Origin of the sequence: Flavobacterium sp. (assembly GCF_025352425.1) — a bacterium.
GTDB lineage: Bacteria > Bacteroidota > Bacteroidia > Flavobacteriales > Flavobacteriaceae > Flavobacterium.
This window is the reverse complement of the sequence record NZ_JANXTI010000094.1, coordinates 1-12,284: the sequence shown is the minus strand read 5'-3', so window position 1 is coordinate 12,284 and position 12,284 is coordinate 1. Positions and strand designations below refer to the sequence as shown.

Below are 12,284 nucleotides of genomic sequence, written 5' to 3'. Positions count from 1 at the left end.
ATTACAATGACAACATTATAAACTTTATACACAAATGACGAATGGGCAAAAAAAGAACCGCTTATAATTTATAATTCTTCACTTGTAATTTATAATTCTTCACTTGTAATTTATAATGTTGTCATTGTAATTTATAATCCTCCACTTGTAATTTATAATAGTGTAATTCGTAATTCGTAATTCATAATTCATAATTCGTAATTCATAATTCGTAATTCATAATTCAAAAAAAAACCTCTCCTCCCGAAGATTCGGGAATGAAGAGGCTTTTTTAATTTGAAAAATAGGTTACGCCTGACCGGCAGTTCCAAAATTCAATGGAATCTGTGGCTGCTCTGTGTCTTTGATTTCGCCATTGGCCTGTTCAAACCTATGAATGTTTTCACCCAATGCTTTCAGAAATCTTTTGGCATGTTGCGGAGTTAAAACAATTCTCGATTTTACTTTTGCCTTTGGTGTTCCCGGCATAATCGTTACAAAATCAATTACAAACTCTGAAGCAGAATGATTTATAATAGCCAGATTGGAATAAATTCCCTCGGCTGTCTTCTCATCCAGTTCAATATTGATTTGTCCCTGTTGCTGTTGATTATTATCGCTCATAACTTAATAGATATATTCTTCTTTACTCGCCATGATTTCGTTGTAGTCTTCTCTCGAGCCAACAATCGTATGATCGTAATCTCTCATACCTGTTCCTGCAGGAATTCTGTGTCCAACGATTACATTTTCTTTAAGACCCTCAAGTGTATCTACTTTACCGGCAACTGCCGCTTCGTTCAATACTTTTGTTGTCTCCTGGAATGATGCCGCAGATATAAATGATTTGGTTTGCAACGAAGCTCTGGTAATACCTTGTAATACCGGAGTTGCAGTAGCCGTAATAACATCACGTGCCACAATCTGATTTTTATCATTACGTTTCAATAAAGAGTTCTCATCACGTAATTCACGTGGAGAAACAATCTGACCTGGTTTTAATACTTCAGAATCACCTCCATCTTCAACCACTTTCATACCATACAATTTATCGTTTTCTTCCAAGAAATCAGAAGTGTGGATCAATTGCTCTTCAAGGAATAAAGTATCTCCCGGATCCTCAACTCTTACTTTACGCATCATTTGACGGATAACAACTTCAAAGTGTTTGTCATTGATTTTCACCCCTTGCAAACGGTATACTTCCTGAATTTCGTTTACCAAATACTGTTGAACAGCTGATGGCCCTTGAATTCTTAAAATATCTTCCGGTGTAATAGCTCCGTCAGATAAAGGCACACCCGCTTTTACGAAGTCATTCTCCTGAACCAGGATTTGACTTGATAACTTCACTAAGTATTTCTTGATTTCACCAAATTTAGATTCGATTACAACCTCACGGTTACCTCTTTTGATTTTTCCAAAAGAAACAACACCATCAATTTCAGAAACTACCGCTGGGTTTGAAGGATTACGAGCTTCTAACAACTCGGTAATTCTTGGCAAACCTCCTGTGATATCTCCTGCTTTTGAAGAACGGCGAGGAATTTTCACAAGGATCTTACCTGCTTTAATTTTCTCTCCGTCTTCGACCATAAGGTGCGCTCCAACCGGTAAGTTATAAGAACGTATCAACTCGCCATCTTTACCGTAAACCAATAAGGTTGGGATTAATTTTTTGTTTCTTCCTTCCGAAATTACTTTTTCCTGGAAACCTGTTTGCTCATCAATTTCAACTTGGAACGATTGTCCTTGTTCTAAATCTTCGTAAGCAATTTTTCCTGTAAATTCTGAAACGATTACTCCATTATAAGGATCCCATTTACAAATAGTAGCACCTTTAGCAACAGTATCTCCATCTTTCACACTGATAACAGAACCGTAAGGAATGTTATGTGTGCTTAATAAAATACCTGTTTTAGTATCCACTAATTTTAATTCCGTTGAACGGGAAACTACGATGTCAACTTTATTTCCATCAGCATCTTCTCCAACAACAGTTTTTAAATCTTCAATTTCAAGTTTTCCTCCAAATCTTGCTACAATAGTAGATTCTTCCGAAACGCCACCCGCAACTCCACCAACGTGGAATGTACGAAGCGTTAACTGAGTTCCCGGTTCTCCAATTGATTGTGCAGCGATTACTCCAACTGCTTCACCTCTTTGGGTCATTTTACCGGTAGCTAAGTTTCTACCATAACATTTTGCACAAATACCTTTTTTGGCTTCGCAAGTTAAAGGAGAACGAACATCTACTCTTTCAATAGGTGACTCTTCAATAGCTTTAACAATAGCTTCGGTAATTTGCTCACCAGAGTGAACTAAAATTTCATTATCTAACGGATTGATTACATCTTGCAATGCAACTCGTCCTAAGATTCTTTCTCCTAAAGTTTCAACGATTTCTTCGTTTTTCTTCAAAGCAGAAACATCAATTCCTCTTAGCGTACCACAATCTACAGAGTTTACAATTACGTCTTGTGAAACGTCATGCAATCTACGGGTTAAGTAACCGGCATCAGCTGTTTTCAAAGCGGTATCCGCTAATCCTTTACGCGCACCGTGAGTAGATATAAAGTATTCTAAGATAGAAAGACCTTCCTTAAAGTTAGAAAGAATAGGATTTTCAATAATTTCTCCACCACCAGCGGTTGATTTTTTAGGCTTAGCCATCAAACCACGCATACCGGTTAACTGACGTATCTGTTCTTTAGAACCCCTTGCACCCGAGTCAAGCATCATATACACCGAGTTGAAACCTTGTTGGTCTTCTCTAATGTTTTTCATTGCTAACTCAGTCAATTGTGCATTTGCAGAAGTCCAGATATCAATAACCTGATTGTAACGTTCGTTGTTAGTGATAAGTCCCATGTTATAATTCACAGAAATACCTTCAACCTGAACACGTGCGTCAGCAATCAATTGTGTTTTTTGCTCCGGAATTCTAATATCACCCAATGAGAATGATAAACCACCTTTGAAGGCAAATTTATAACCCATATCTTTCATTTCATCAAGGAAAGCTGCCGTTGTAGGAACATCAGTTACTGCAAGGATTTTTCCGATAATGTCACGTAAAGATTTTTTGGTCAATACTTCATTGATATATCCTGCTGCAGGTGGAACCACTTCGTTAAAAAGTACTCTACCGGCAGTAGTTTGAATGATTTTGTATACTAATTCGCCACTTTCATTAAAATCTTTTGCACGTACTTTTACACGCGCATTCAATTCAACTCTACCTTCGTTTAGAGCTATGTTACACTCTTCCGCAGAATAGAAAGTTAAACCTTCACCTAAGATTTTATGATCTGGAACTGATAATCTTTCTTTGGTCATATAATACAGACCCAAAACCATATCCTGAGAAGGAACCGTAATAGGTGCTCCGTTCGCGGGATTAAGGATATTGTGGGAAGCCAACATTAATAATTGTGCTTCCAAAATAGCTTCTGGTCCAAGTGGCAAGTGAACCGCCATCTGGTCACCATCAAAATCCGCGTTGAACGCCGTACACACTAATGGGTGTAACTGGATTGCTTTCCCTTCAATCAATTTTGGCTGAAAAGCCTGAATTCCCAATCTGTGTAACGTAGGAGCACGGTTTAATAATACCGGATGACCTTTGATAACATTTTCAAGGATATCCCAAACTACCGGCTCTTTTTTGTCGATTATTTTTTTAGCCGATTTAACTGTCTTAACAATTCCTCTTTCGATAAGCTTACGGATAACGAATGGTTTGTATAGTTCAGCCGCCATATCTTTTGGCAAACCACATTCAAACAATTTCATTTCCGGTCCAACAACAATTACCGAACGAGCAGAATAATCCACACGTTTTCCTAATAAGTTTTGACGGAAACGACCTTGTTTTCCTTTCAATGAATCAGAAAGTGATTTCAATGGTCTGTTTGATTCTGTTTTTACAGCAGAAGCTTTACGTGTGTTATCAAATAATGAATCTACTGATTCCTGCAACATACGTTTTTCGTTTCTCAGGATAACTTCCGGAGCTTTAATCTCCATTAATCTTTTCAGACGGTTGTTACGGATGATAACTCTTCTGTATAAATCGTTCAAATCGGAAGTTGCGAAACGGCCACCATCAAGCGGCACCAACGGACGCAATTCTGGTGGAATCACAGGAACTACTTTCATAATCATCCATTCCGGACGATTTTCCCTGTTGTGATTAGAATCACGGAATGATTCAACTACCTGCAATCTTTTTAATGCTTCTGTTTTTCTTTGTTTAGAAGTTTCATTATTGGCAGCGTGACGCAATTCGTATGACAACGCATTCAAATCGGTTCTTGCCAATAAATCCATGATACATTCGGCACCCATTTTAGCAACAAACTTATTCGGATCAAAATCATCCAAATATTGATTGTCCTGTGGCAATGCATCAAGAATGTTCAAATATTCTTCTTCTGTAAGGAAATCTAATCTTGATAACGATTCACCTTCTGCATTCACCGCAATACCGGCCTGGATTACTACATATCTTTCGTAGTAGATAATCATATCTAATTTCTTAGACGGCAAGCCAAGGATATATCCTATTTTGTTTGGCAAAGAACGGAAGTACCAGATATGAGCGATTGGCACAACAAGATTGATGTGTCCTACTCTGTCACGACGTACTTTTTTCTCGGTAACTTCAACACCACAACGGTCACAAACGATTCCTTTATAACGGATTCTTTTGTATTTTCCACAGGCACATTCAAAATCCTTTACCGGACCGAAAATTCTTTCGCAGAAAAGACCGTCACGTTCTGGTTTGTGGGTTCTGTAGTTGATAGTTTCCGGTTTCAAAACCTCACCTCTGGACTCAGCCAGGATAGATTCTGGAGACGCTAAACCAATTGAAATTCTGTCGAATCTCTTGATTGTATTTCTAGGATCTCTATTATTATTATTTCTATTATTCATCATAGTTTTTACTATTGATATTAGGAAATTGTAATTTTTTTGTTGTCAGTTATCGGTTTTCAGTTTTCAGTTTTTAAACCTATAACAGAGAACCGACAACAGAGAACTGATTTTATTCTTCTAAACGAATGTCTAATCCAAGACCTTTCAATTCATGCATCAATACATTGAATGATTCAGGTAATCCCGGCTCCGGCATAGTTTCTCCCTTAACGATAGCTTCGTAAGTTTTAGCTCTACCTATAACGTCATCCGATTTAACAGTCAAAATTTCTCTAAGCGTGCTTGAAGCTCCATAAGCCTCAAGTGCCCAAACTTCCATTTCTCCAAAACGCTGACCTCCAAATTGAGCTTTACCACCCAATGGTTGTTGTGTAATAAGAGAGTATGGACCAATTGAACGTGCATGCATTTTATCATCAACCATATGTCCAAGTTTCAACATATAGATAACTCCAACAGTTGCTGCCTGATGAAAACGCTCTCCGGTTCCACCATCATACAAGTAAGTATGTCCAAATTGTGGAATGCCCGCTTCGTCAGTGATTGCATTGATTTGGTCTAATGTTGCTCCGTCAAAAATAGGTGTCGCATACGTTCTTCCTAATTTTTGCCCGGCCCAACCAAGAACCGTTTCATAAATCTGCCCGATGTTCATACGCGATGGTACACCAAGTGGATTCAAGACAATATCAACCGGAGTTCCATCTTCAAGGAATGGCATATCTTCATGACGAACGATACGAGCCACAATACCTTTGTTTCCGTGACGTCCTGCCATTTTATCTCCCACTTTCAGTTTACGTTTCTTAGCGATGTAAACTTTAGCAAGTTTCAAGATTCCTGCAGGTAATTCATCTCCAACGGTGATGGTGAATTTCTCTCTTCTTAAAGCACCCTGTAAATCATTTAATTTGATTTTGTAGTTGTGGATTAAGTCATTTACTAAAGAATTTGACTCTTCATCCGCAACCCATTGCCCTTTGTTTAAGTGAGCGAAATCTTCAACAGCGTGTAGCATTTTTAGGGTGTATTTTTTACCTTTTGGCAAAACTTCCTCTCCTAAATCGTTCATTACACCTTGTGATGTTTTTCCGTTTACAATAGTGAAAAGTTTCTCAACTAATTTGTCTTTTAATTCAACAAATTTTGTTTCGAAATCCATTTCCAAAGAAGTCAAATCATCTTTATCCTTGGTTCTTTTCTTTTTATCTTTTACCGCTCTTGCGAATAATTTTTTATCTAAAACCACACCGTGTAAAGATGGAGAAGCTTTTAATGAAGCATCTTTCACATCACCAGCTTTATCTCCGAAGATAGCTCTTAAAAGTTTTTCTTCCGGAGTTGGATCTGATTCTCCTTTTGGTGTAATTTTCCCGATTAGGATATCGCCAGGCTTTACTTCGGCACCAATTCTAATCATTCCGTTTTCATCCAAATCTTTAGTTGCTTCTTCAGAAACGTTCGGGATGTCATTAGTCAACTCTTCATTACCTAATTTAGTATCTCTAACTTCCAAAGAATAATCATCAACGTGGATAGAAGTGAAAATATCATCACGAACCACTTTTTCAGAAATCACAATCGCATCCTCGAAGTTATATCCTTTCCAAGGCATAAAGGCAACTTTTAGGTTTCTACCTAAAGCCAACTCTCCGTTTTGCGTTGCATATCCTTCACAAAGTACCTGACCTGATTTAACTCTGTCGCCTTTTCTAACGATTGGTTTTAAGTTAATAGACGTGCTTTGATTTGTTTTTCTGAATTTAATCAGGTTGTATGATTTTTCATCAGGGTCGAAACTTACCATTCTTTCCACTTCCGTTCTGTCATACTTGATAGTAATCATGTTGGCGTCAACGTACTCAACAGTTCCGTTTCCTTCAGCATTAATCAATACTCTTGAATCGGAAGCAACCTGACGTTCAAGACCGGTTCCAACAATTGGTGCTTCAGGACGTAACAATGGTACAGCCTGACGCATCATGTTTGATCCCATCAAGGCTCTATTCGCATCATCATGTTCCAAAAATGGAATCAATGAAGCCGAAATCGATGCAATTTGATTAGGCGCAACGTCTGTATAATGAACTTGTCCTGGATCAACAACTGGGAAATCACCTTCTTCACGAGCAATAACTTTATCAGCAGTAATTTTTCCTTTTCCGTCCATTTCAATGTTTGCCTGAGCAATCATTTTTCCTTCTTCTTCTTCGGCGCTTAAGTAAATTGGCTCAGAAGTTAAATCAACTACACCATTAGTTACTTTACGATAAGGTGTTTCGATGAATCCCATTCCGTTAACCTTAGCGTAAACACCAAGTGATGAAATAAGTCCAATATTTGGTCCCTCCGGAGTTTCAATTGGGCAAAGTCTTCCGTAGTGCGTATAGTGAACGTCACGTACTTCAAATCCTGCTCTTTCTCTTGAAAGTCCACCTGGTCCTAGTGCTGATAATCTTCTTTTGTGTGTAATCTCAGCCAATGGATTCGTTTGATCCATGAATTGAGATAACTGGTTTGTACCAAAGAAAGAGTTGATAACCGATGATAATGTTTTCGCATTAATCAAATCGATTGGTGTAAACACCTCGTTATCCCTAACGTTCATTCTTTCACGGATAGTTCTCGCCATACGCGCTAAACCAACACCGAATTGTTGTGACAATTGCTCACCAACTGTTCTAACACGACGGTTTGATAAGTGATCGATATCATCAATATCTGCTTTCGCGTTTATTAATTCAATCAAATATTTTACAATGGTAATGATATCTTCTTTGGTAAGCACTTGCTTTTCCATTGGGATATCCAAACCAAGTTTTTTGTTCATTCTGTAACGACCAACTTCACCTAAGTTATAACGTTGGTCAGAGAAGAACAATTTATCTATAATACCACGAGCAGTTTCTTCATCAGGCGGTTCTGCATTACGCAATTGTCTGTAGATATGCTCAACGGCTTCTTTTTCAGAGTTTGTTGGGTCTTTTTGTAACGTGTTATGGATGATAGCATAATCTCCCTGATTAGCATCTTCCTTGTGCAACAAAATAGATTTAACGTTAGAATCGATGATTTCTTCCACATTATCTTTATCGATAATGGTATCTCTATCAAGGATAATTTCGTTACGCTCGATAGAAACAACTTCTCCAGAATCTTCATCCACGAAATCTTCGTGCCAGGTATTCAGAACTCTCGCTGCTAATTTTCTACCGATATATTTTTTAAGTCCTGTTTTAGACACTTTAATTTCCTCTGCAAGATCGAAAATTTCAAGGATATCCTTATCTCTTTCGAAACCGATTGCACGGAATAAAGTAGTTACAGGTAGTTTTTTCTTTCTATCAATGTAAGCATACATTACGCTGTTGATATCTGTAGCAAATTCAATCCAGGATCCTTTAAAAGGAATTACCCTGGCAGAATATAACTTGGTACCATTAGCATGGAAACTTTGACCAAAGAAAACTCCCGGCGAACGGTGCAATTGCGAAACAACAACACGCTCCGCACCATTGATTACGAAAGTACCACTTGGTGTCATATAAGGAATAGTTCCTAAATATACATCCTGTACGATAGTTTCAAAATCCTCATGCTCAGGATCAGTACAATAAAGTTTTAGACGTGCTTTCAACGGCACACTATATGTTAAACCTCTTTCGATACACTCTTGAATAGTGTAACGTGGTGGGTCAACAAAATAATCTAGAAATTCTAATACAAATTGGTTTCTTGTATCTGTAATTGGAAAGTTTTCCATGAAGGTGTTGTATAACCCTTCGTTGCCTCTCTCGTCTGATTTCGTTTCCAATTGGAAGAAATCTTGAAAAGATTTTACCTGAACATCCAGAAAATCCGGATATTGAGGAATGTTTTTAGTAGAGGCAAAATTCAATCTTTCAGTCTGATTTGTTATCATCAATGGACAAAATTTTGATTTAAAAAAAGTAAATGTTTGTGTATAAAACACTGTTTAATTTATACTTTTCCTTTTTATAACCAGCACATCTTAAAAATAAACCAGGAAAATTTAGTTCATTTTTTTCTTCGTAGTGATTAAAAGCTTTTTGGTATTTTAAACTATTTTATAATAAAACCTGATATAATTTTATTATACGAAAAATGGTTTAGGCCCTTGGACGTTTGCCCAAGGCCTAAACCTAGTTCTAAAACCGGGGTTGAATTACTTTAATTCAACAACAGCTCCAGCTTCTTCTAAAGATTTTTTCAAACCTTCAGCTTCTGCTTTAGTGATTCCTTCTTTGATGTTAGATGGTGCACCATCGACAAGATCTTTAGCTTCTTTCAAACCTAAACCTGTTAATTCTTTTACTGCTTTTACAACAGCTAATTTTGAAGCACCAGCTTCTTTAAGTACTACGGTGAATTCTGTTTGCTCTTCAGCAGCAGCACCAGCATCTCCACCACCAGCGCTAACTACTACAGCTGCAGCAGCTGGCTCGATACCATACTCATCTTTTAATATTGTAGCTAAATCGTTAACTTCTTTTACAGTTAAGTTAACCAATTGGTCTGCGAATTGTTTCAAATCTGCCATTTTTTCTATCGTTTAAAATGTTCTTTAATTATTATTTTTTTAGTCTGCTCTAATTATTCTGCTGTTTCGCCTTTTTGCTCTGCATTGTTTAGTAATGCTGCAATAACACGTTTTGCAGGAGATTGAAGTAATCCAATGATTTCTCCAATAACTTCTTCTTTCGATTTCAATGAAGCCAAGCTATCGATAAGGTTATCTCCGATGTAAATTTCACCATTGATGTAAGCTCCTTTGAAAGCTGGTTTATCTGATTTTTTTCTGAAATCCTTGATAATTTTTGCGGGTGCATTAGCGATGTCTGCAATAAAAATTGAAGAATTCCCTTTTAATACACTTGCCAAATCACCATAATTATTAGTTGAAGCTTCCATTGCTTTTTCAAGCAATGTATTTTTAACTACTTCTAATTTGATACCTGCTTTATAGCAAGTTCTTCTCAAGTTAGAGGTTGTTTCAGCATTCAAACCTGAAGTATCCGCAATGTAAATTACATTTGCATTGGCCAACTTTGCAGTTAAATCTTCTATCGCGATTGATTTTTCTTCTCTTGTCATAATAAAATTTGTTTAACTAAATTATACCGCTTTAGGATCTAAAGCAATAGCAGGACTCATAGTACTTGACAAGTGAATTGACTTGATGTAAGTACCTTTAGCTGCAGTTGGTTTTAATTTAAGTAGTGTTTGAATAATTTCGTGTGCGTTGTCAACAAGTTTGTCAGATTCAAAAGAGATTCTTCCAATTCCTGCGTGAACGATACCAGTTTTATCAACTTTAAAGTCGATTTTACCTGCTTTAATTTCGGTTACAGCTTTACCAATTTCCATGGTTACTGTTCCTGTTTTTGGGTTTGGCATTAAACCACGTGGACCTAATACACGACCTAACGGACCTAATTTACCCATGATAGCCGGCATTGTAACAATTACGTCAACATCTGTCCAACCATCTTTAATTTTTTGAAGGTAATCATCTAATCCTACATAGTCAGCCCCAGCAGCTTTCGCTTCTGCTTCTTTATCCGGAGTTACTAAAGCTAATACTTTAGTATCTTTTCCCGTTCCATGAGGAAGTGTTACAACACCTCTTACCATTTGATTTGCTTTTCTTGGATCAACTCCTAAACGAACAGCAATATCTACAGACTCGTCAAATTTTGCAGAAGCAACAACTTTCAATAAAGACGAAGCGTCTTTTAAAGAATACAGTTTGTTTTTTTCAATTTTTGAAGCAGCCTCTTTTTGTTTTTTTGTCAATTTTGCCATGTCTTATCCTTTGTTTAGAGGAGAATCTCCAGTTACAGTTATACCCATAGATCTAGCTGTTCCAGCAATCATACTCATTGCAGATTCGATTGTGAAAGCGTTTAAATCAACCATCTTGTCTTCAGCGATTCCTTTAATTTGATCCCAAGTTACGTTAGCAACTTTTTTTCTGTTAGGCTCGCCTGAACCAGATTTCAATTTAGCAGCATCCAATAATTGAATTGCAGCAGGTGGAGTTTTTACAACAAAATCGAACGATTTGTCTTTATACACGGTAATTTGTACCGGTAACACTTTGCCGGGTTGATCTTGGGTTCTGGCATTAAATTGCTTACAGAACTCCATGATATTAACACCAGCAGCTCCCAGAGCAGGTCCAACCGGCGGCGATGGATTCGCTGCGCCTCCCTTTACTTGTAGTTTAACTACTTTACTAATCTCTTTAGCCATTGTTTTTAAAAAAATTTGCAGCGGTCTGTGGAAGCAGACGTTTGCGATTTATAATAGTGTAACAAATTATACTTTTTCAACTTGCATAAAGCTCAATTCTAATGGTGTTTTTCTTCCGAAAATTTTCACCATAACTTCAAGCTTACGCTTTTCTTCATTGATTTTTTCAATAGTTCCGTTGAATCCATTGAAAGGTCCATCAATAACCTTAATTGTTTCATCAATTTTGAAAGGTATTGCCTGAGTATCTGTATTAACAGCTAATTCATCAACTTTACCTAACATTCTATTCACTTCAGACATTCTTAATGGCACAGGCTCTCCACCTTTTACTTCGCCTAAAAAACCAATTACACTTGTAATCGATTTGATAATATGAGGTATTTCACCAATAAGATTAGCTTCAATCATTACATAACCTGGAAAATAAACTTTATCCTTTGCTATTTTTTTACCATCTCTTACTTGAACTACCTTTTCAGTAGGTACAAGAACTTGAGATACATAATCCGACATTCCTAATCTATTGATTTCTGTTTCGATATAAGCTTTGACTTTATTTTCTTGTCCACTTACAGCACGAACCACATACCATTTTTTCACATTATTATCTGCCATTTCAGAGAAATTATGATTTTATCAAATTAAAAATCCCAGCAATCGCTTTTGCACACATTTCGTCAACTCCCCATGTTACTAAAGCGAAAACTACTGAAAAAACGGCCACAATAATAGTGAGACGTTGCACTTCAGACCATTCCGGCCAAGTAACATTTGTTTTTAACTCGTCAAATGCTTCTGATATATAATTAACAACTTTTGTCATTGTATTTTTATTTTTGCACGGGCGGAGGGATTCGAACCCCCATCAACGGTTTTGGAGACCGCTATTCTACCCTTGAACTACGCCCGTTGATTATTATTAAAAACAGCAGAGAAACAATTGTTCCTCTGCTGGATTTTTATTTATTTTATAATTAAGATATTATTTCAGTTACCTGACCGGCACCAACTGTTCTACCACCTTCACGGATAGCGAAACGTAAACCTACGTTCATTGCAATTGCACTTAATAAAGTTACATC

The 12,284-nt window shown here is 37.0% G+C and carries 10 protein-coding genes and 1 tRNA gene; all 11 read right to left on the bottom strand.

All coding sequences use genetic code 11. From position 1 onward, the window contains the following. Window positions 1-288: 288 nt before the first annotated feature. Complete coding sequence (locus tag Q0Q99_RS11650) at window positions 289-603, bottom strand: DUF3467 domain-containing protein (protein ID WP_293896056.1); 315 nt, start codon at window positions 601-603, stop codon at window positions 289-291. 3 nt (window positions 604-606) lie between these two features. Then, a complete protein-coding gene (rpoC, locus tag Q0Q99_RS11645) occupies window positions 607-4,923 on the bottom strand; it encodes a DNA-directed RNA polymerase subunit beta' (protein ID WP_293896053.1) in 4,317 nt (1,438 codons plus the stop codon). Between the two features lie 109 nt (window positions 4,924-5,032). Beyond that, entirely contained in the window at window positions 5,033-8,845 is a 3,813-nt protein-coding gene (gene rpoB / locus Q0Q99_RS11640; RefSeq protein WP_293896050.1) for a DNA-directed RNA polymerase subunit beta, read from the bottom strand. Window positions 8,846-9,109: 264 nt separating this feature from the next. Continuing rightward, window positions 9,110-9,484, bottom strand: a complete 375-nt coding sequence (rplL, locus tag Q0Q99_RS11635; protein ID WP_293896047.1) for a 50S ribosomal protein L7/L12 — start codon at window positions 9,482-9,484, stop codon at window positions 9,110-9,112. Window positions 9,485-9,537: 53 nt separating this feature from the next. Further along, window positions 9,538-10,038, bottom strand: a complete 501-nt coding sequence (gene rplJ / locus Q0Q99_RS11630) for a 50S ribosomal protein L10 (protein WP_293896045.1) — start codon at window positions 10,036-10,038, stop codon at window positions 9,538-9,540. A gap of 21 nt (window positions 10,039-10,059) precedes the next feature. After that, window positions 10,060-10,749 (bottom strand): 50S ribosomal protein L1, encoded by a 690-nt coding sequence (rplA, locus tag Q0Q99_RS11625; RefSeq protein WP_290286112.1) that lies wholly within the window; start codon window positions 10,747-10,749, stop codon window positions 10,060-10,062. A 3-nt stretch (window positions 10,750-10,752) separates the two neighbouring features. Beyond that, window positions 10,753-11,199, bottom strand: coding sequence for a 50S ribosomal protein L11 (gene rplK / locus Q0Q99_RS11620; RefSeq protein ID WP_293896039.1), 447 nt, complete (start codon window positions 11,197-11,199; stop codon window positions 10,753-10,755). A 66-nt stretch (window positions 11,200-11,265) separates the two neighbouring features. Beyond that, a complete protein-coding gene (gene nusG, locus Q0Q99_RS11615; RefSeq protein ID WP_293896036.1) occupies window positions 11,266-11,817 on the bottom strand; it encodes a transcription termination/antitermination protein NusG in 552 nt (183 codons plus the stop codon). A 10-nt stretch (window positions 11,818-11,827) separates the two neighbouring features. After that, the gene (gene secE, locus Q0Q99_RS11610) at window positions 11,828-12,025 is read right to left on the bottom strand and encodes a preprotein translocase subunit SecE (RefSeq protein WP_293896033.1); all 198 of its coding nucleotides are present in this window, start codon (window positions 12,023-12,025) and stop codon (window positions 11,828-11,830) included. A gap of 16 nt (window positions 12,026-12,041) precedes the next feature. Then, window positions 12,042-12,112 (bottom strand) — tRNA-Trp (locus Q0Q99_RS11605). Between the two features lie 64 nt (window positions 12,113-12,176). Then, a partial coding sequence (locus Q0Q99_RS11600) for a hypothetical protein (protein ID WP_293896058.1) occupies window positions 12,177-12,284 on the bottom strand: 108 nt, incomplete at its 5' end.

Coding starts and splice junctions, on each gene's coding strand:
- Q0Q99_RS11650 (WP_293896056.1), bottom strand. CDS start 603: ATGAGCGATAATAATCAACAGCAACAGGGACAAATCAATATTGAACTG.
- rpoC (WP_293896053.1), bottom strand. CDS start 4,923: ATGATGAATAATAGAAATAATAATAATAGAGATCCTAGAAATACAATC.
- rpoB (WP_293896050.1), bottom strand. CDS start 8,845: ATGATAACAAATCAGACTGAAAGATTGAATTTTGCCTCTACTAAAAAC.
- rplL (WP_293896047.1), bottom strand. CDS start 9,484: ATGGCAGATTTGAAACAATTCGCAGACCAATTGGTTAACTTAACTGTA.
- rplJ (WP_293896045.1), bottom strand. CDS start 10,038: ATGACAAGAGAAGAAAAATCAATCGCGATAGAAGATTTAACTGCAAAG.
- rplA (WP_290286112.1), bottom strand. CDS start 10,749: ATGGCAAAATTGACAAAAAAACAAAAAGAGGCTGCTTCAAAAATTGAA.
- rplK (WP_293896039.1), bottom strand. CDS start 11,199: ATGGCTAAAGAGATTAGTAAAGTAGTTAAACTACAAGTAAAGGGAGGC.
- nusG (WP_293896036.1), bottom strand. CDS start 11,817: ATGGCAGATAATAATGTGAAAAAATGGTATGTGGTTCGTGCTGTAAGT.
- secE (WP_293896033.1), bottom strand. CDS start 12,025: ATGACAAAAGTTGTTAATTATATATCAGAAGCATTTGACGAGTTAAAA.